This is a genomic window from Pseudomonas sp. L5B5 (genome assembly GCF_020520285.1).
GTDB lineage: Bacteria > Pseudomonadota > Gammaproteobacteria > Pseudomonadales > Pseudomonadaceae > Aquipseudomonas.
Map to the genome: position 1 here is coordinate 223454 of NZ_CP084742.1, position 17915 is coordinate 241368.

Genomic DNA, 17915 nt, shown 5'->3' on the forward strand with positions numbered 1-17915 from the left:
GGGCATGGAAAGTCTGTGGAAAACGGCGGACGATTCATTTGCCGATCTTCACCCTGTTCCAGGTGCGGGTGACCAGGCGGATGCTGGCCGGTGACTGGATCTTCTGGGTGAACAGCCGCTGGCGGACCGGGACGTCGGGGTAGATCGCCGGGTTGTCCCGCACCTGGGCATCGAGCAGCGCGGTGGCCTGGCGATTGGCGTTGGCGTAGCGGATGTAGTTGCTGATCTCGGCCATCACCCGTGGCTGCAGCAGGTACTCGATGAAGGCATGGGCGTTGTCCACGTTCGGCGCATCGGCGGGGATATAGAAGCTGTCGAACCAGATCAGCGAGCCTTCCTTGGGAATGAAGTAGTCGAGCCGCACCGGTGCTCCGGCCTCGCTGGCCCGCGCCTGGGCCGTGGCGTAGTCACCTGACCAGGTAGCGCTCAGGCACAGTTCGCCGTTGGCCAGGCCGTTGAGGTAACCGCTGGAATCGAACTTGCGGATATAGGGCCGCACCGCCATCAACACCTGCTGCGCGGCCTCCAGGTCCCGGGGCTCGACGCTGTCGGGATTGCGCCCCAGGTAGGCCAGCACCAGCGGCAGGATGTCGGTGGGGGAATCCTGCAGGGTCACCCCGCAATCGGCGAAGCGCGACACCACCTTCGGATCGAACAGCATCGCCAGCGAGCCGATGGGCGCGTCGGGCATCCGCTCGCGGATCTTGTCGATGTTGTAGGTCACGCCGTTGCTGCCCCAGGTGTAGGGCGCCGAGTACCGCACGCCCGGATCATAACGCTCCAGGCTCTCGAGCACCTGGGGGTCGAGGTTCTGCCAGCCGGGCAGTTGCTGCTTGTCCAGCGGCTGGAACACCTGCGCCTTGAGCAGTGGCGGTACCAGCGCGGCATTGAGCAGCACCAGGTCATACCCGGAGCGCCCGGGCAACAGCTTGCCCTGGACCGTCTCGTAGGAGTCGAAGGTGTCGTAGATGACCTTGATTCCGGTGGCTTTCTCGAACCCGGCCAGGGTGTGCTCGCCGATATAGTCCGCCCAGTTGTACAGACGCAGGGTCTTGCCCGCCGACTCATCGGCCCGCACCCCGCTGGCAGCCACCACCAGCACCACGCCAAACACCGCAGCCAATGTTCTATGCATGCTTCAACTCCGCCTTGAACCTGATGGAAGAACCCGGGTCGAGCCGATGGCTTACTGTCCGCGAGCACTGGAGCACAGGCCATAACCCGAACGGGTAGGTAGGAACGAAGGCGCAGCAAGAGGCAGCCATGGACGGACGTCCTGGGGCCAGCCCGGCGTGGCAAGTGATAGCGCTGGGGCGTGTTTCAGCCATAAAAGCTGTAGAAACGGCCCGCTAGAAAAAATATCGAATAAGAGTTGCCAGAAGTGGAAAACACGTCCATAATTGCGACCATTCCTCAGCGAGGAAACGGAAAAACTCTTTATAAATCAAAAGGTTACGTAAAGAGTTGCGAGATAGAAAATCTCGAAAACCGTTCCAGTTTGTACGTGCTCAGTGTTGTTTTTCAGGCATTGGACATTTGGGGCCGAGTAGCAAAATGGTTATGCAGCGGATTGCAAATCCGCCTACGCCGGTTCGATTCCGACCTCGGCCTCCACCCTTGAAAACCCCGTAGATTAAGGTCTACGGGGTTTTTTATTGCCTGCAGGAAATGTCGGCGTACCAAAACTTTACTGTTTAGTGGGGTTCGATGGCCCCGACGCTACATAAATCTTCTTTGTGGTTTGCGCTGAAAGCGGGCGATGTTTGTTCTGAAGATGCGCTACGATCCGCGGTCCATTGGACGGAGGTCAAAAGGAATGATCGGTCGTTTAGCTGTGTGTGCTCTTTTGGCTGCACAAGTGGTGCCTGCATTTGCGGCAAAGGATGAAGTCGAGTATCTGATCCCGGAGGACTGGAACTCGAAAAAGGACGAGGCTAAGCCTGCCACTGACTTCGAAGGAACTTGGGTCTGGAATGAAGAAGAGATTCAAGGAGGTTCCGCAGTGTTCAGACGCTGCGTTTGGTAAGGCTCAAGCCGTGAAGAATGGTGAGGTGATTTATCAAACTCTGAGCTTGAAGGGGGGACAACTGGAAATGTTTGTTGAAATCAACAGTGCTGGAAAGGTAGGTAAGGTCAAGTTCCTGGGTATCAAGGGAGCAAAGAACGATCCCGAACTTCGTCTTATGATGTGCTCGACCTACGCCGTTATGCGTACTTTGCAGCCTGATCTAGAATCGTCTGACGTTGCGCTGAAAAAATCCTCCCGTGCGTGGACCTTGTCAAAGCAAAAGCCATTTGAAATGGCCTTCTATTTCAACAAAGTCAAAACCCAGTACGTGCCCTTTGAGATGATCATCTACTGAAGTTTGCTGCTTGGTTGAGAAGGGAGTCCAGAGGGCTTTAGGGTTCTTTGATGTTTAGATTCTGGAGATTTATCTGTGTTACAGACGTTGTGGGTCTTGCTGAATTGGGAAGCCTGGGGGGAGTCACTCGTAATAGCTTTTATCCCGTTTCTGCTATTTGTCTGGGTTGGGGCTTTGGTCACAATGCTGGTCCTTCGTTTCCGTGGCCGCATTTCTATCTTTTGGGCCAGTCAGTTGGCTGGCGGGGTTGCAGGTGTGGCAGCTACACTGGCTTTTATGATGGCGGCAAATTTTGTAGTTGATTACAAGGCTTACCGCGAGAGCGTTCGGCAGTTGGAAGCTCAAGAGCGCTTACAGCCAAAACCGGAGTCGCCAAATGTTGAAACACAGCCTGTCGAGCTGGCCGGGGGGATGGCAGGACTGGAGTCAATGAAGATTTTTATGGCACTTCTTTCATATCGGGCTGATTCCAAACGGCTACGAGAAAGTGACCGGCAACTGGGAGAAAAGGAATTATTACAGACCCAAAAAACATCGCAGACTGTTGAAGTTCAGTCTGTAAGCAGTCCTGAGAATGTTTTGGGAGAGGTTTCAGATTCTTCAGGGCACAGATAAAAATTTTCTAAAAGAACTTCGCCCAAGCGTAATGCTGATCACTTAAGCATTTGAGCTGGTACAGGGCTTCCTAGAAAATCAGATGCCAGACTTCAGGCATCGGATTTTTTATGTCTGTTCAGCAGGACTTGCTCGATCTCGGTGACCTTTTCAACTTCTGCGACCTGAGCACCTTCACTCAAAACATTCCCATTGAGTGGATAGCGTCTGCACTGGCGCTATCCAGTCAGGCCACTATTCGCCGACGTCGCCTGCCCACCGACCAGGTACTGTGGCTGGTGCTCGGCATGGCGCTGTTTTGTGACGAGCCGGTTCATGAGGTGGCCAGACGCTTGAACATCTGCGCCCAAGGCTTGGCCTGCGACCACCTGCTGGCCCGCAGCGGCCTGACCGAAGCGCATAAACGACTCGGCGCCGATCGCGTTGGGTGGTTGTTTCGCAAAACGGGCATCCAGTGGGGAGCGGAGCGATATGACGGCGATACCTGGCAGGGCCTTCAGGTAGGCACGGGTGGTCTACGACCTGTTTCATGTGGTGGCCAAATATGGGCGAGAAGTGATTGATCGAGTACGGGTCGATGAAGCCAACCGCCTGCGTCATGACAAGCCTGCGCGCAAGGTCATCAAGCAAGCGCGGTGGCTGCTGTTGCGAAACTCGGAGAATCTCAAGAGTGCAGATCAACAGGTGCACTTACAGGATCTGCTGGCTGCCAATCAATCGTTGATGACGGTTTATCTGATGAAGGCAGAGCTCGAAGCGCTGTGGTCGCCCACAACCGCTTGGGGCTGGTGATCAGCGTGGAAACAGTGGCTGTGTCTGGCTGATGAAATCGCGATACCCGCTCTGAAGCAATATGCCAAACGTTTGAAGGGCTATTGGCGCGGCATCCTGAGCCGGGTGCGATGGCCCATGCATACCGGGCAACTGGAAGGGATTCAATAATCGGATTAAGGTCATCAAACGAATGGCCTATGGCTACCGGGATAGCGAATTCTTTTTCATGAAGATCAAGAGTGTGTTTCCCGGTAATCCGTGAAGAACATTTTTTATTGCCTGCAGGAAATGTCGGCGTACCAAAACTTTACTGTTTAGTGGGGTTTCCTTGCGTTTGCCGGCAGCGTCACTGCCGTCGTAGTAGTACGCGGTCCAGATCTGGCCGTTCTTGTCCTTTCTGATACGGCGCACCGCGCGTGGCGGTAGGTCGCGGTTGGCTGTGGTTCTCTTGCGCACGGGTCAGCTCACATTCGCAAGGTTGAGAGACCAGACTTCAGTCACGGCACTAGCTGCAGAGGATTTGACGCCGGCTAACTTCATCCTGGCGTAAACCCGGCCGACGATGGGGCGTCGGACACCGGTCAAAACAAGCTCCCAATGGTTGTTTGTCAGCCATTGGATCTGTTTGGATGGGAGCTGATACCCAGAATGGTGTGCAGTTCGTCCTGGTCAAGTGTTTCACTCTGCTGTGAGTTATCTGTATTTGGGGCGTTGTTAGTGGTCATGCGGCCACCTCACCTGGAAAGTGCATAAAATGCTGTTGCTACCACTCGCGGAACTTGGCCATTACCAATGGCGCGATGTCTGTCCATTGCAATGGCCAGCCCATCAACCACTCGCTGAACTCGGGGTTGTGCCGCCCTCCAGTCAGCAAGTCCAGAAGGGTTAAGTGCTCGGGCAGGCGTACACCCCGCGAGGACTTTTCGGCTCTCTTCCTGGCGGTCTCTGGTAGAACGCTGCTTTTCCCGTCCGAAGCCGTTGGCGTCGGCCACAATCCAGACACGGCCCCTTCTGTGATCCAGGCCGGCGTCGTATACGCTGAGCACTCCCCATCGTGCATCGAACCCCAGCTCGGCCAGGTCCTCGAGAATGCGTCCAAGCCCCCTAGAAGTGAACATTGGCGAGTTCTCCATGTACGCGAGGCGGGATCGTACTTCATCGATGATTCGGCGCTGCTCCACCCACAATCCGCTTGCTTCACCGTCCAGGTCAGAGGCGTCCCCGCCGATGGATATGTTGGTGCAGGGGAATCCCCCCGAAACCACGTCAAAAAGGCCTTTCCAAGATCTTCCGTCAAAACTGCACACCTCACACCAAATCGGGAAAGCTGGGAGGGCTCCATCGTTTTGTCGTTGCGCCAGAATTTGTGCGGCGTATCCAACCAACGACGTCCGCCTCATGACGAAAATGGCTGTGGAAGCGCTGGACCGCGTTTTCAGTCCGGGCTTCAAATACAGTAAGGCCGAGGTCTTACTGTTGAATTTGTGTCAGTCGGGCGATTACACCGACGATCTCTTCGCGATGGCTCAACCATCGGAAACTGATAAGGTGATGAAGGTTCTGGAACAAATCAATAATCGCTGGTGAGAAGCGCACTCCTTGCTGTCAGCGTTATTTTAAGTGAGGAGCATTAAGTAATTAATAGCTGTATAGGTCGGTGTCTAAATTCAAAATTCCGATGGGATGTAGTTGATTTCCTGTATTTCTTGTATCTCAATTTTTCCGTCTTTTATTGCTTCGCTTGTCGAATCGGTGAGGTCTTTCTTTGCCGGAGACTGTATGGCGTCGATGACATAAGGGAGAGGTGACCATACTGCTATTATTCGATGCTGAAGAGACGAATTCTCAGACTTGCTGTACCAATTACCTTCTATTTTAGCTCCAAATCCTGAAGCTATTGCTTCAGCGCCAGAATTTCGAAAGTAGGTGGCGGATAAAACAAAGTCGGAGTAACCAATGATTACGCCATATTTATCTCGTTCACTTTTTGGTATGTCTTTGAAATGGCTAATTATTACTGCTTTGTCAATATTGTTACTGTTTATTGATACATTGGAAATTTTTGCGACGGTGACTTCCGCCTTTGTGTTTGAATTTACAGATGCTTTGGTGAAATCTAACCAGTTGGCTTTTGCAGTTGCAGAGTTCTCAATAAGATTTTTGAAAACTATTTCTGATAGTGGGGTTATTTTTGGTTTTGCACCTGCTTTTAAGAAATTATCTAGTGGGTAAACATTTCCAGTATTTTTTTCAATCAGCGCACCTATAACCCAACTAGGATCTACCGAGTTAAAGCTGTCTGCGATTTGAATTTCATTCAGTTCTTTTGTAAATTGAGGAAGTTCTGAAATTAGTTGGACATCTGGTAAATCAATTCTAGAGTTGTTTTTTCCTATCGGGGGCTCTGCTGGAGGAGTCGGTGCGAGTGGAAAAAAACCGCATCCTGCGAGAGTGCTAATTATGGAAAAAATCAAAATTAACTTTTGTTCTTTTTTCATGTTTGTCCGCTCTTTGATTAGATTTAATTTAGAGTTATTGTTTTTATTTCATTCTTGTGTGTTTCTATTTTTAGAAATTCAATTTCTTATATTAATTCCTTGTGCTTTTCGTATAAAGGAGCAAAAACGACATTGTTAGGGGACACATTACTGTCTAGGCACCAACAAGCTCTTGGTCTGATTTTGGCCAAGTGTAGCCCTTTGTCAAGCGTCCGGTACTGGCCGATTACTGTCTATCGCGAAGGGCAGAAACCGGCTGAAAATAGTCTATTGCGAGCGTCGATTTTCATCGATCAAAGCCACTTAGGTGGTGATTAACTCCATGAGTTACATAACTGAAAATCGCTGGGATGTTCAGGGCAAATTTAGGACAAAGCTTGAGCCGTTAAGGGCTGTTATAGGCTACTGAACATAGGCGATTTTCCCGTATTTGTATGGCCTAAACCGGCATGCGCCTATTAAGGAAGGGGGGCGAATACCTATCCGATTTTCAGCCGTTAACGCATAAATCTGTCGACTTTAGAATGCAGCAGTTGTTGGGTTTTGCATGGTGGAGAAGCACTACAAAATCAGTGCCGCAATCAAGTTCATGATCCGCGTAGGTCGTGGGTTTCATCCTTTCTTGAAAATGGCTCTTACGGAGCAGATTTATCAATAACTGGTTGAAAAAATTGAAATTTTATCTGGATTTCGAATCCGTCTACGTCGGTTCGATTCCGACATTGGCTTCCATCCTTGAAAATATCCCGGAGTTGAAACCTGGCTATTTTCTAAGTCAACCCACGATCGCCTTGCTCGATAGCCTTGGCCAAAGCTTTCGATCTCGCGTCGTCCCATCTCTGGCATAGCATGCGCTCGGAAGACCTTCTTCCACCGACTTGTTCACGATCAGATAGCCAGAGTTGAATTTCTTCGACCTGTCAATAATTCTCTCGATTAGCAGAGGCGATGCGTCTCAGGGTTGGTAAGCAGATAGCTAAGAACAACTACTCATCACCGATGGTAAGGACCCGCAGATGGCTGCCCCTGCGTATCGTGAAGCTCGCGCACTGTCGTTGTTGGTTAGAATAGCGTGTTGAAGTCTATTGCTCGCAAGGGAACCCAATGAGCACTGAAAAGCCAGAGTTTTTGTTCATCCTTCAAGAATTCTTAGATAATGTTTATGAGAGGGCTTCGAAAAGCCAAAATGGTTTACTCAAAAGAAATCATGGCCACTACACATACGCGGATGAAATGCTCTGCGTCTACTTGACGATCTTTCCTGAAGAGGTTGAGCTTGTTTTTGAGAGTAGGCAGGTAGGTAATGGGGTTTTTAGCATTGCTTTGGATATGTGCATGTCCAGTGGAGAGGTACTGGCTGGTGATCTGCTATCTCTGAATGGGAGATGCGAGGGGATCACCGCGGCATTGGCCTCGCAAGAAGACAGGGTGTTGACCCTGTTGTTGAAGTGCTTGGGCAACTGAGTCTTTTTTCAACAGCGTGGACACCGCAGGCGTTTCGGTTTGTAGTGATCAACTCATACCGGACACAGAATTGAGTTTTTCTTCCGCAACCGCCGGCGGCAAGAAAGCATTGTGCTGATGCGGCTATGGCCAGTTGTAAGGCTGCATGAGAATCGACCTATGTCCTGCTCGACCAATTCCGTCGTTCAAGTAGCCCTCCGTCGGCACCCACTCCGTTTTCAGGCTATGAACTCGCCCCAGCGGCGGCTCAACGAATTGTCACCATCATCGGCGAGGACGATCAAGGCCTGATCGCTTTGTGGGTGTGTCAGGCGCATGTACGTGAGAGGTATCAACGATAGCGTCGCTTGTTAACTATTTATCTGCCCTAGTTTATTAAAGACAAGGTGCCTGGCAGGCACCTTGAATGATGTTTTCGAATTAATGGCTGATTGGAGAAATAACGCGACCGTTATCTTTCACGTCTGTATTTTCAACCACAATTGAACTGTCAGACTGGACGTAGTATGGCTTTTCTGTTCCTCCTTTTCTCAACGAAAGCACAAAGCCACGGCTGTCGCTCCTGCTCCAGTTGTCTGCTTGTGCTACGCCAAGCGAAAAGTAACCCGTTTGGCCGTCATTGCCCCATTGGTTGATGGCAACTTCAATTTTGTTTGATGAGTTGTTTTTAACATTAATGCCCATGTCTATATTCCTTTTAGACTGAGAGTTATAGGGTCTGGTTACCTGATGTTCTCCAATCATTGCAGGCAGTATGTAGCCGTATACAACGTCGCCAGAGTTGCCAACTGGAAAAGGCAACACGTCCATAAGCGTAGCTGTAGTGTTGCAACTGGCAAGAATTTTTCAACGGCCCGAACAGTGATTCATCAATACAGGTGCTTTCTCGCTAATAAGATTAATATCTTGGCTATTGATATTGAGATTATTTTGTTTAATTGGTTGGAGTGATTGAATGTAGGTCCGATATTTTTTATGTCAAGCGCAGTTCTTGCCTTTGGTCTGTGATTCGGCTGATGAATAACCAAGGTTTTTTTGCTATCAGTTTGCCTGTGTTTTCTAGGTTCAGTTTCTAAATAAAAGTAGGGTGCAGATGGCGAGTTAATAGGGTTTCAGTTGTTTTCGGCTTGGCGAGGATGTCTTGGGAGTCAAGAAAGTTGGTGTTCTTGACTTTGCCGGTTTTTTAACTAGTTTTCAGGGGTGTAATGGATGTTCAGATGATCTGTTTTGTGATTAGAGGTTCAAGGAGGAGAAAGATGCCGCATGCAATAAAATGGATTTTGACCGCCGTGGTGAGTTTTTTTTCATTTCTACCAATGGCTTATTCCTGTACGCGCTTGGTATTTCTGGGGGATAACCAGCAGATCTTTACTGCGCGCTCGATGGACTGGGCAAAGGATGTGGAAACCAATCTGTGGATATTCCCGCAAGGAATGAAACGCCATGGTGAAGCAGGTCCAAGCTCGGTGACATGGACTTCGAAGTATGGAAGTGTTATTGCATCGGGTTATGATATTTCTACAACGGACGGTATGAATGAAGTGGGTCTGGTGGCAAATCTACTATGGCTAGTGGAATCCGAGTATCCCAAGGTCGATCAGCGTAAAGCAGGTCTCAGTATCGCTGCCTGGGCTCAATATGTTCTGGATAATTTCAAGACGGTGGCTGAAGCAGTAGAGGTCCTCAAGGCTGAGCCTTTCTATGTTGTGACAGCTCCAGTTCCCGAAGAAACTCGATTAGCGACGCTGCACCTCTCAATCTCCGATGCCTCGGGAGACAGTGCGATTATCGAGTATATCGCAGGGAAACAAGTGATCCATCACAACCGTTCTTATCAGGTCATGACAAACTCTCCGGTGTTTGATGAACAGTTGGAAATGAACAAGTATTGGGAAGGTGTCGACGGTACGCAAATGCTACCCGGCACTAACCGCTCACCTGATCGTTTTGCCCGGGCGTCTTTCTATGTGAAAGCCATTCCCAAGAATCAAGATGCGCGGTTCTCGGCTGCAAGCGTATTCAGTGTGATACGTAACGTTTCTGTGCCGTACGGTATTACAACTCCAGATCAGCCTAATATTTCATCAACGCGCTGGCGCACAGTAGCGGATCATAAGCAGAAGCAGTATTTTTTCGAATCCACTGTTACGCCTAATACTTTCTGGGTCGACCTGAACAAGCTGGATTTCAGCGAGGTTACTGGAAAGGTTAAAAAACTGGATCTCGGAAAAGACCAACGGAAAGTTTACTCGGGCGAGGTGTCCGCTAGCTTCGAGGAATCTCCACCCTTCAAGTTTGAAGGGATTTAGTCGTTCTTGAAATCCCTCGGTTTTCCAATCTGGGGTTGATCTAGGATGGCCAAGGATGGAGCCAGGGATTCTGAATTTTCTTCGCGAATTTATTTGAAGTTGTTGAGGATTTATCTGGATTAACAATCTGCCTGTGCGGGTGCGATACCAACCTTGGCCCCATCCTTGAACCCCGTGGATTAACGTCTACGGGGTTTTTATTGCCTGAAGTGCGGCCAGTCGCGTGCGTCACTTCTGGATCGCTTTGCATTCGCCTGCTGTTAGCGCCGCGTTGAGGAGCCTTGAGGTAGATTGATGCTCGCCGGTCAACCAGGGGATCAATTTGGCCCAGGAGCAGGGGAGGTAGAAACCGTTGTCCATCGGCGTATGGGATTGATATCTCAATACACCTCGATCCCATCCGAGAAATCAAATCCATTGAGCCCCGCGACCTCGACATGTCTTTTGAACCGCTCGGTCACAAAAATGCGCATGATGTCTTCTTCGATCACAAACACATCCCGTTGTGGCAGGTTATTGCCAACCAGGACGACTTTATCGATCACTAATCCGTTTTCGTAAATCCGGTATTTCGATCGCTCCATGTCCAGGCAGTTTGGTGCTGGATTGATGGGGTAGTAACCCAGGAAGGTTTTCCGTTTGCTTGGCGTGTTAACGGGGAGGAATTGCCCGTGCTTGGCAAGGAAGCCCTCCGAGAGCGCTTGTATGCCATTCTCGCTGAATACAAAAAAGGGTCCCAAGGCCCCGCTGACGTCGAACTGATAGTTCTTTTTTCCTTTGTCGCTTGCACGTTGGATCAATGCAATTGGCTGGAAATCCGCCTCAAATGGCTTCCATTGCTGTGCCATGGCTCGACCGATGATGCTCTGTTGCCCATCAGGGTAGTCCTCAATGAATGACGCAAAGTCACGTGAATTCGATTTCAACCTGAAAATTTTCATCATTTTATCCAGAACAATTTTTCAGTCTGCATGCCTGTCTGCTGTTGGCAAAGCCCCATGCGCAGCCTTCGTTTACCGGATGAGGTGTACGGGTTGGAAACCCAGGCCAACTTCATCATGGATCACCTGCAGGGCCTGCAGAGTCATGTGCGGGTAGGCGGCGCCTATGGTGCGGCCTTGTCAATCACCATTGCGACACGCCAGCCCAAAAGGTTGGTAGATCACTACACGGAAAATCGGCGAATGAGGGCCAAAGCCTGTTACCGCTCGGAATGCTAGGTTGATTTCGTTGTTCGATTAGGCTGCTCCAAACGTCTGCTTGGGGTAACCTCGCGCCACGATCAACCATGAAGCTGAAATGAACAATGGGTTTTGAGCAACTAGCTGAGCTACGTGACCGCCTGCGGGCTGAACAACAGCAGGTAAAAACTGATAGCGCCCAACAGGGCAAGCGCAAGTCCTCCGCGCAGACCAAGCCGCGTGAGCAAGATCCCGCGGTAGAGGCTATCTGGCGATTGCAGAAGCACTTTCCATTGGCTTTTCCGGTCAATCCAGCCCCCAAGGTTCCGCTCAAGGAGGGCATCTTCAAGGATGCCGAGCAGCATCTGGAACTGCTCGGGCTGACCAGCGAGCAGCTCAAGCTAGGTATTGCTACCTGGTGCAAGGGCAGCCGCTACTGGGCCTGCATGGTGCAGGACGCACCACGGCTCGACCTGAATGGCCAGGCCGTTGGCACCGTGACCGTTTCGCAGGCGTTGCATGCCAGGCAGCAGGTTTCACGGCAGCGTGGGCAAGCGCGACGCAAGCAGTCGAAGCCCAAGGACGCTCCCCAGAAGCAAGGGGCCGAGAGCGGCACGGAACAAGTCGTGGGTTGAAGTCTCTTTCACTGGGCATCGAAAGCGCGGTTGTGTCCTTTGGCTATGGCATCGACTGGTCAGCATGCTGCCCGCGACGGGCAGTGTGGTGCCAGTGACCAAGCTGCCGGTCATGGGCAACCCCGCTTTGATCATCTGGTCATGCTCGCTCAAATGTGCAGTACCGGGCCTCTGGTTGCACCATGCTGCGGCGCTCGCCCGCTTGCGAAAATGGAGTGCGCACTCACCTTTGTTGCCGGGGACGACCAGTGAAAGCGTTCAGTGAGAGTCTCGGTGTGGCGCGCTCGCAATTGACGGTTCGGCTCAAACAACCCACTCCGGCGAAGCAGCCGCATCCACGCCGGACGCTCAACGATGCGGCCTTGGTCGAGCAGATCAAGCAGGCCGTCGGCGCATCGGCGTGCGTTCCCTGACAACTCCGGTGTGCAGCCCGTAGAGCAACGGCATGGCGGAGAGCTTCCTGAAGACTATGAAGCGTGACTACATCCGTCACATGCCCAAGCCCCATCGAGCGACGGCCCTGCATAAGCTGGCCATCGCCTTCCAGCATTACAACGACGAACACCCGCACAGCTCACTGAACTACCGCCCACCTCGGGAGTTCAGGTGCCTGGCTGAGACAGCAACTTAACGGGGTGGTGTCCAGTTTGATAGGGGCAAGTCTAGCTGCACCTCCCGGCGCCTATTGTTGTGCATAGGGGACTCGTCCTTGGCCGCTATAGCGGCCATGCAGTGGAGATAAGAGAAAGTATCGTATCCTTGAACAAGCAGGAGCTGTGGCTTGGTGGTTATCGCTCCGTCACTCGATAGTAAGGATTGAACTTGTGCCGAACCCAGTGATTATCAAGAGAAAGGTATTGTTCGGGGACTGTGATCCTGAGGGGATTGTCTATACACCCAGGTTTTCGTACTTTGTTGTTGAGGCCGTTCATGAGGCACTTACAGTCTGGCTGTCCGGTCCCGGTTTGAGAACGCTCCTCGGTTTCGACTTACTGCCTCCAGCAAGGGCCTTCTCGCTAGAGTTTCTTCATCCGGTCACATGGGATGATGAACTGTCTATCAATGTCAGTGTTTCCAATGTTGGGCTTCATTCGTTCACGTTTCTAGTCAACGGCAGTGTCACTCCAGATGTTCTGGCATTCACTTCTAGCCTTACACATGTTTGCGTCTCACCGGTTACCAGAGAAGTCATTGAGGTTCCTTTGCAACTGAGGGCGCTGCTTCAGCCTTGAGCGTTGTAGTTGCCTGGACGAAACAGAGTGGGTCTGTCGCCAGCCTGACGTTCTACGGCCAGCAAAGATTGTCGTCGGCTCCGCTGTCCGAATCTGGTCCCGGATGTTCAGGGCTGGGGGCGGGAGTGGGCGAGGTGAGGTTGGTGGGAGCAGGCCTACGGATCGGCAGGGTTCGATGGATCTAACGCGTGGGTGACTCTACGTGCTCCTGATGCCTTTCCTGCTGCATCACCTGTACGGCGGGCCGAGTAAGTTCCTTGCTTTTGGCGACCCATGGCTGGAGCGAACACGCCTGGTGTTCAGGCATCGAAATGCATGTCCAGCAACATGACACGGCCTGATCAGACAAGGTGCTCAGATGTGCAGAGGCTTTAGATTGCTTTAGAATGGCCTTTTCCCGCCCTTCAAAGGAATGATTACGTGGTGAGCAACAACGCCATCTGCTGCCCGCAATGCCAAGGCCAAAGCGTCCAGCTTCTGTCCGTCATCCATGCTGCTGGCACTACCCACATACAAGCAACCCATCAAGCGCAATCCCAATCCGGATTCGGCCCCAGTGTCACCGTCGAAACTACAGGTCGGCATCAGACCGCTTTGGCCGCAAGCGTCGCTCCTCCAGGTGCCAAGCGCCTGCTTGGTCCGGTAATTCTTACTGGGGTGGGCGCCATCATCTTGTACGACGGCCTGAAACTGTCATGGGAAGTGGATTGGACCAGGTTCTTCATCGGCGTGACGTTTATCGCCATCGGTGTGATCGGGTTCGTCCGGCACTGGCGACACAACGTCAAGCAATATGATGAGTACGAAGAGTGGCGCCGCACCTGGCTATGCCACGCTTGCGGCACTCGATTCCAGCCGTAAACGGCGCAGGAAATGCCCGTCAGTTAAGCGAGGTGATCCGCCGTAGGAGAAGCCGGTCGACGCTCGATTGCTCGTAAGGATCGTTAACGTAGCGCGTGTTGGCTGGATAAACGCAGTGCTCTGAAGTTCATCGCGGGCAAGCCTCGCTCCTACAACTTCCTTAACTGATCGGCAGTAGGCACAGGTCCATGTATGACTTCCATGAAGTCACCCAGCAAAGAGTTGCACCGTGCATGCCTTGTCTCTGCCAGGCGAGCCCCGTCTTCAGTTTGGAACCCTGAGGGAAGTACTGGCGGGCAAATAAAATCCGCAATGGGATCCCGGGCTTGAAACTGCAAGAAGCCTGCGGCTTGCGTTTCCCAGATCATGACGGTTCAGTTGGCAGAACCGTTTAGCTGCTGAAGCTCAAGTTGCTTGGCCGCACTGGCTTCGAGGGTTGCACGCTCTTCGTCGAGATAGCGATAGATGCCTTGAAGGTTGGCGATTTTCTGTTTGATTTCTCCCATCTTCTTTTCAATTAGCTTGGCGCCCTCAGCACAATCGATCAGCTTGTTGCGCTGCGCATCCAGAATCTCGCTTATCTCTCCCAGGGAAAACCCCATGCTTTGCGCGCGCTGGATAAAGTCCAGATCCTGCAGGGTTTGCGTTGTGTAAACGCGATAGTTGTTAGTTTGCCGCAGCGATGAGATCAGGCCGATTTGTTCGTAGTAACGCAGCGTATGGCGGCTGGCGCCGCTGCGAGCCTCGAGTTCGCCGATCTTCATGAAAACACCGCTTGACTATAGAGTTGGGTCGATAGTTTACGCTCGATTTCTCACCTTGAACAAGGAACAGGGAAATGAGTGTGGAGTGCTTTGTCACCGGCGGGACAGGTTTCGTCGGTCAACATCTGGTGGCGAATCTGAGTACAAAAGGTCACACCATTCGGGTGTTGATGCGTCGACCAGAGCGACTCGCTGCCCTGCGGGAGCAAGTCGATCATTTGGGCGGGGATGCAACCCGGGTATTTGCAGTAGCTGGCGATTTGGAACGGGACAACCTCGGGCTTAGTCTTGCTGATCGAGAAGTGTTAAGGCACGCCAGAGTCATATTCCACCTGGGCGCCCACTTCGCATGGGGGCTTTCAGTGGAGCATTCACGTGCGGTGAATGTGGAAGGGGCAAAGCGCGTGGCGCTGTTGGCGGCTGAGCAAAAAAGCCGTTTGGTGATGATCGGCGGTTACATGGTGAAAAATCATGAATATCTGCAGCGCATCGGAATCGATCCTCGCCATCCGGAGCTGACGAATTGGCCTGCCGTCTACCAACATGTCGGTGGTTACGAGGGGAGCAAGCTGGAGTCGCATTTTGCGACCCTGGAAGTGATGTCCGCCAAGGGTGGGGAGATCACCATTGTCCACCCTGCGACGGTCTGTGGCCACAGCCGCACGGGGCATATCCTTGACGGTCAGCCACTGGTGGAGTTGATTCGCAACCTTGTACAGAGAAAGCTGACTGCAGTGCCCGGTACCGCCGAGCATTGGCTGCCACTGGTCACCGTGGATTACCTGGCGGAGTTGGTGGCGGTGTGTGCTTTTGATCCTGCGATGGTGGGCCAGGAATTGCTGGCGCTCGATGACCAGACTCCCAACTTGCGAGAGCTCCTGGCACAGGTGGCACAACCTTTGGGCTTGAAGTCGCCCAAGCATTACATTTCTCTGCGCTTGCTGAAGTTGCTACTGAGCATTCCTCCCGTCGCATGGTTTTTGAATACAAAACCCGAAGCCTTGGACTTTATCCAGACCACCCGTTTTGATACAGCAGCGGTCGAGCAATTTGCCAACAGGCATGGAATAGCCAAGCCGGATATACGTCAGTCGTTGCAGCACACTGCAATGTTCGTCAACTCATATTGCATAGCCAAAGGCTAGGCTTTTTGACTTCTGCCTTGCGGTGACAAGAAGGCGAATAGCCTCCTACTAGGCAATTCAGCTTATGCCAGAATAAATCCTGGGGCTGGAGGGTCTCGTACTCCTAATACTTTGCGCCGTCGATACAGGGCGGCATTCTATCGAGCGACAACTCAGCGACAGGGATCGTCATCCATGCAATCTACTTTCAGCAAAGGCGTCATATTTGCAGTTTCCGCTGCGGCACTGAACGCAACGATCGGTGTGCTCAGCAAAATACTCATGAGCAATGGTTTCACCGCTAGCAGTGTCGCCGTCATCAAGACCGCATTGGGTTGCGTGCTTCTTTCGATCTTGTTGTTTTTCCTCAAGCGCCCGGCGTCTACGACCAAATGGACCCAGGCGGCTATCTGCGCATTTCTTGGCATCTTTGTGCTGTTCCATTTCGAAACCTCCGCCTATCGACACTACACTGCTGCCGGTGTGGTTGTGATACTGATGGCCAGTGCTTCACTTTCCTCGATCATTCTGGGGCGCATTTTCCTCAAGGACCCCATCACGGCGAACGCTACCGTGGGCGCCGCACTGGCTATCGCAGGGATTTCGGTGATCTTCGGTGGCGACCTGCAGCAGGGTTTTACCCTGCAAGGTTCTGCGCTCGCCTCCATCGCTGGCACCGGCTATGGGGCCTTTTCGGTTGCCATGAAACGTATGGGAGTGTCGGGCGGGCTGCACTTCACACGACAATTGCTGTTCTTTGGCAGCCTGTATCTGCTGATGCCGGCTGCGGCGGATGGTTTCGCGATCGGTGAGTTGTCGCCACTGGCGATTGCCGCACTTCTGGCGCTGGCCACGCTGCCGACAATCCTGGGCTTCTTCTGCACCACCAAGGCCATCGAGTATCTCAAGCCATCCCAAGTGCAAGCGCTGGAGCTGACTGAGCCACTGTTCGCCGCGCTCCTGGCGTTTGTGGCGCTTAATGAAGTACCGCGTGAAAGTCTGTACGCAGGAGCGGCACTGATCATCGTCGGCTTGTGTTTCTCCAATGAACTGATTCGACTAGGCAGCAAAGCCTCCGTCCCTTCGACCGAGTGAGCTATTTTCGGATCCATGACGTTAGCAACCAGTGGCTTTTAAGTAGTTTGAGCGGTTGATCGCTTCTGGCCGATAGCTGCCTTTTGCGAAGGGCAGCCAAGGGGCCGTTTACACCTGTTGCGATCGGCTGTAACCAACGGTAGTTGCCATTTCAGTCAGTGTCGTTCAACTTGCCCGCCAGGGGCGTCGGTGAAATCAGTTCCGCAATCAACTTGAAGTGGACGTTCCGTACCACAAGAACGTCGTACCTGTTGAACATTATTCAGGATCCAGGCTTGAGTTGATCAAGTTCAGCGTCAAGGGCAGCGATAAACATTCCCTGAAAGGGTGACGTTGGTCTGTTCCAGTCGTTTGTCCGAACCGGTTTGACCCGCTCGTTGAGTTAACAAATAAACCCGATTGCCCCCCAACGCGGTTGCCTTGTTTTTCAGATCGTTACGGGCTCCGGGCTCCGGTCTCCAGGTCGGCGTTGCCGGTGATACTGCCCATCAGAAAGTCGCCCTGACTACCCGTAACATCTCCCAGGAACTGACATTCGGCGCCTGGCTCGTTATGAGTGATACGCACGGTATTGGCCACGGGGCTCACAATAGATGTAGGTGCACAGCCTATCAGACCCAACAATGCGGTTGATAAGCTGATGCAAGTAAAGAGGCGAGGGAGACGCATGTATATGATTCCTTTCTTACCAAAATGACATTGCCCTTTTGGATAACCTGCCAGGGCTTTAAGCCCGGGCAGTATCAGATCTTGCTGGAGCAGGAACTGTATTAATGGGTGCTTTTTTGTAAGGGATGATGGGTGGAAATACCCGTGGCCATGAAGTAAGGGCATTAGCCACAATCGAATAATCGTTAAAGAAGAGGCCATTTCTCCTTCGGTCCTCGCTCATTGATTTCCTGTCGAGCCAGCACTCGTCAAGTTGCTGTTTTCAACAGTGCTTATTCAATCGGCTGCGCTCGATCGAACAGGCGGACTACACGAGCCTGTTGAAGCAGAT

Annotated in this window: 18 protein-coding genes, 1 tRNA gene and 6 pseudogenes; 16 read left to right on the forward strand and 9 right to left on the reverse strand. The window is 52.1% G+C overall.

The window, feature by feature from the left end:
• Nucleotides 1–34: 34 nt before the first annotated feature.
• Nucleotides 35–1135: a polyamine ABC transporter substrate-binding protein gene (locus tag LGQ10_RS00855; protein WP_226524357.1), complete on the reverse strand. Its 1101-nt coding sequence runs from the start codon at nucleotides 1133–1135 to the stop codon at nucleotides 35–37.
• A gap of 405 nt (nucleotides 1136–1540) precedes the next feature.
• Here LGQ10_RS00855 and LGQ10_RS00860 point away from each other — a divergent pair.
• From LGQ10_RS00860 to LGQ10_RS00880, 5 genes and pseudogenes are all read left to right on the forward strand, one after another.
• A tRNA-Cys gene (locus LGQ10_RS00860) sits at nucleotides 1541–1614 on the forward strand.
• Between the two features lie 359 nt (nucleotides 1615–1973).
• Nucleotides 1974–2363, forward strand: a complete 390-nt coding sequence (locus LGQ10_RS00865; protein WP_226524358.1) for a hypothetical protein — start codon at nucleotides 1974–1976, stop codon at nucleotides 2361–2363.
• Between the two features lie 75 nt (nucleotides 2364–2438).
• A complete protein-coding gene (locus LGQ10_RS00870) occupies nucleotides 2439–2978 on the forward strand; it encodes a hypothetical protein (protein ID WP_226524359.1) in 540 nt (179 codons plus the stop codon).
• Nucleotides 2979–3088: 110 nt separating this feature from the next.
• Nucleotides 3089–3481: pseudogene (locus LGQ10_RS00875) on the forward strand (transposase domain-containing protein); the annotation flags it as partial.
• A 1-nt stretch (nucleotide 3482) separates the two neighbouring features.
• Nucleotides 3483–4014, forward strand: a pseudogene (locus LGQ10_RS00880) (transposase); the annotation flags it as partial.
• A gap of 197 nt (nucleotides 4015–4211) precedes the next feature.
• On the opposite strand, the pseudogene LGQ10_RS00885 reads toward LGQ10_RS00880, so the two are convergent.
• Together LGQ10_RS00885 and LGQ10_RS31450 are read right to left on the reverse strand one after the other, a co-directional pair.
• A pseudogene (locus LGQ10_RS00885) lies at nucleotides 4212–4477 on the reverse strand (DUF4224 domain-containing protein).
• Nucleotides 4478–4486: 9 nt separating this feature from the next.
• A complete protein-coding gene (locus LGQ10_RS31450) occupies nucleotides 4487–5152 on the reverse strand; it encodes a DNA cytosine methyltransferase (protein ID WP_226526068.1) in 666 nt (221 codons plus the stop codon).
• Here LGQ10_RS31450 and LGQ10_RS00895 point away from each other — a divergent pair.
• Nucleotides 5127–5336, forward strand: a pseudogene (locus LGQ10_RS00895) (DNA polymerase V subunit UmuC); the annotation flags it as partial. The gene LGQ10_RS31450 and the pseudogene LGQ10_RS00895 sit on opposite strands and share 26 nt — an antisense overlap.
• Nucleotides 5337–5419: 83 nt before the next feature.
• Here LGQ10_RS00895 and LGQ10_RS00900 read toward each other — a convergent pair.
• The gene (locus LGQ10_RS00900; protein ID WP_226524360.1) at nucleotides 5420–6250 is read right to left on the reverse strand and encodes a hypothetical protein; all 831 of its coding nucleotides are present in this window, start codon (nucleotides 6248–6250) and stop codon (nucleotides 5420–5422) included.
• Nucleotides 6251–7354: 1104 nt separating this feature from the next.
• Between LGQ10_RS00900 and LGQ10_RS00905 the strand changes: the two genes are divergently transcribed.
• Nucleotides 7355–7714: a hypothetical protein gene (locus LGQ10_RS00905; RefSeq protein WP_226524361.1), complete on the forward strand. Its 360-nt coding sequence runs from the start codon at nucleotides 7355–7357 to the stop codon at nucleotides 7712–7714.
• Nucleotides 7715–8134: 420 nt separating this feature from the next.
• Here LGQ10_RS00905 and LGQ10_RS00915 read toward each other — a convergent pair whose 3' ends face one another.
• Nucleotides 8135–8398, reverse strand: a complete 264-nt coding sequence (locus LGQ10_RS00915; protein WP_226524362.1) for a hypothetical protein — start codon at nucleotides 8396–8398, stop codon at nucleotides 8135–8137.
• 572 nt (nucleotides 8399–8970) lie between these two features.
• Here LGQ10_RS00915 and LGQ10_RS00920 point away from each other — a divergent pair.
• The gene (locus LGQ10_RS00920) at nucleotides 8971–10023 is read left to right on the forward strand and encodes a linear amide C-N hydrolase (RefSeq protein ID WP_226524363.1); all 1053 of its coding nucleotides are present in this window, start codon (nucleotides 8971–8973) and stop codon (nucleotides 10021–10023) included.
• 380 nt (nucleotides 10024–10403) lie between these two features.
• On the opposite strand, the gene LGQ10_RS00925 is transcribed toward LGQ10_RS00920, so the two are convergent.
• A complete protein-coding gene (locus LGQ10_RS00925; protein WP_226524364.1) occupies nucleotides 10404–10964 on the reverse strand; it encodes an imm11 family protein in 561 nt (186 codons plus the stop codon).
• A gap of 365 nt (nucleotides 10965–11329) precedes the next feature.
• On the opposite strand from LGQ10_RS00925, the gene LGQ10_RS00930 reads away from it, so the two are divergent.
• From LGQ10_RS00930 to LGQ10_RS00955, 6 genes and pseudogenes are all read left to right on the forward strand, one after another.
• The gene (locus LGQ10_RS00930) at nucleotides 11330–11839 is read left to right on the forward strand and encodes a ProQ/FinO family protein (RefSeq protein ID WP_226524365.1); all 510 of its coding nucleotides are present in this window, start codon (nucleotides 11330–11332) and stop codon (nucleotides 11837–11839) included.
• A gap of 248 nt (nucleotides 11840–12087) precedes the next feature.
• The gene (locus LGQ10_RS00935) at nucleotides 12088–12252 is read left to right on the forward strand and encodes a hypothetical protein (protein ID WP_226524366.1); all 165 of its coding nucleotides are present in this window, start codon (nucleotides 12088–12090) and stop codon (nucleotides 12250–12252) included.
• A pseudogene (locus tag LGQ10_RS00940) lies at nucleotides 12234–12470 on the forward strand (integrase core domain-containing protein); the annotation flags it as partial. The gene LGQ10_RS00935 and the pseudogene LGQ10_RS00940, both read left to right, overlap by 19 nt.
• A gap of 193 nt (nucleotides 12471–12663) precedes the next feature.
• A complete protein-coding gene (locus LGQ10_RS00945; protein WP_226524367.1) occupies nucleotides 12664–13071 on the forward strand; it encodes an acyl-CoA thioesterase in 408 nt (135 codons plus the stop codon).
• Nucleotides 13072–13285: 214 nt separating this feature from the next.
• Nucleotides 13286–13402: pseudogene (locus LGQ10_RS00950) on the forward strand (phage tail protein); the annotation flags it as partial.
• Nucleotides 13403–13494: 92 nt separating this feature from the next.
• Nucleotides 13495–13932, forward strand: coding sequence for a hypothetical protein (locus tag LGQ10_RS00955; protein ID WP_226524368.1), 438 nt, complete (start codon nucleotides 13495–13497; stop codon nucleotides 13930–13932).
• Nucleotides 13933–14306: 374 nt separating this feature from the next.
• Here LGQ10_RS00955 and LGQ10_RS00960 read toward each other — a convergent pair whose 3' ends face one another.
• Complete coding sequence (locus tag LGQ10_RS00960) at nucleotides 14307–14696, reverse strand: MerR family transcriptional regulator (RefSeq protein ID WP_226524369.1); 390 nt, start codon at nucleotides 14694–14696, stop codon at nucleotides 14307–14309.
• 74 nt (nucleotides 14697–14770) lie between these two features.
• Between LGQ10_RS00960 and LGQ10_RS00965 the strand changes: the two genes are divergently transcribed.
• Both LGQ10_RS00965 and LGQ10_RS00970 read left to right on the forward strand, forming a co-directional pair.
• A complete protein-coding gene (locus LGQ10_RS00965; RefSeq protein WP_226524370.1) occupies nucleotides 14771–15841 on the forward strand; it encodes an SDR family oxidoreductase in 1071 nt (356 codons plus the stop codon).
• Between the two features lie 174 nt (nucleotides 15842–16015).
• Complete coding sequence (locus LGQ10_RS00970) at nucleotides 16016–16915, forward strand: DMT family transporter (protein WP_226524371.1); 900 nt, start codon at nucleotides 16016–16018, stop codon at nucleotides 16913–16915.
• 296 nt (nucleotides 16916–17211) lie between these two features.
• Here the strand turns inward: LGQ10_RS00970 and LGQ10_RS31455 are convergent, their stop codons facing one another.
• Entirely contained in the window at nucleotides 17212–17346 is a 135-nt protein-coding gene (locus tag LGQ10_RS31455) for a DUF4156 domain-containing protein (RefSeq protein WP_413247599.1), read from the reverse strand.
• A 4-nt stretch (nucleotides 17347–17350) separates the two neighbouring features.
• A complete protein-coding gene (locus LGQ10_RS31460) occupies nucleotides 17351–17785 on the reverse strand; it encodes a DUF4156 domain-containing protein (protein ID WP_413247580.1) in 435 nt (144 codons plus the stop codon).
• Nucleotides 17786–17915 lie beyond the last annotated feature (130 nt).

Bases quoted from the DNA above. Each gene is read 5' to 3' on its own strand.
- LGQ10_RS00900 (WP_226524360.1), bottom strand. From the start codon at position 6,250: ATGAAAAAAGAACAAAAGTTAATTTTGATTTTTTCCATAATTAGCACT.
- LGQ10_RS00965 (WP_226524370.1), top strand. From the start codon at position 14,771: ATGAGTGTGGAGTGCTTTGTCACCGGCGGGACAGGTTTCGTCGGTCAA.
- LGQ10_RS31460 (WP_413247580.1), bottom strand. From the start codon at position 17,785: ATGGCCTCTTCTTTAACGATTATTCGATTGTGGCTAATGCCCTTACTT.
- LGQ10_RS00925 (WP_226524364.1), bottom strand. From the start codon at position 10,964: ATGAAAATTTTCAGGTTGAAATCGAATTCACGTGACTTTGCGTCATTC.
- LGQ10_RS00970 (WP_226524371.1), top strand. From the start codon at position 16,016: ATGCAATCTACTTTCAGCAAAGGCGTCATATTTGCAGTTTCCGCTGCG.
- LGQ10_RS00960 (WP_226524369.1), bottom strand. From the start codon at position 14,696: ATGAAGATCGGCGAACTCGAGGCTCGCAGCGGCGCCAGCCGCCATACG.
- LGQ10_RS00855 (WP_226524357.1), bottom strand. From the start codon at position 1,135: ATGCATAGAACATTGGCTGCGGTGTTTGGCGTGGTGCTGGTGGTGGCT.
- LGQ10_RS00920 (WP_226524363.1), top strand. From the start codon at position 8,971: ATGCCGCATGCAATAAAATGGATTTTGACCGCCGTGGTGAGTTTTTTT.
- LGQ10_RS00865 (WP_226524358.1), top strand. From the start codon at position 1,974: ATGAAGAAGAGATTCAAGGAGGTTCCGCAGTGTTCAGACGCTGCGTTT.
- LGQ10_RS00905 (WP_226524361.1), top strand. From the start codon at position 7,355: ATGAGCACTGAAAAGCCAGAGTTTTTGTTCATCCTTCAAGAATTCTTA.
- LGQ10_RS00915 (WP_226524362.1), bottom strand. From the start codon at position 8,398: ATGGGCATTAATGTTAAAAACAACTCATCAAACAAAATTGAAGTTGCC.
- LGQ10_RS31450 (WP_226526068.1), bottom strand. From the start codon at position 5,152: ATGAGGCGGACGTCGTTGGTTGGATACGCCGCACAAATTCTGGCGCAA.
- LGQ10_RS00930 (WP_226524365.1), top strand. From the start codon at position 11,330: ATGGGTTTTGAGCAACTAGCTGAGCTACGTGACCGCCTGCGGGCTGAA.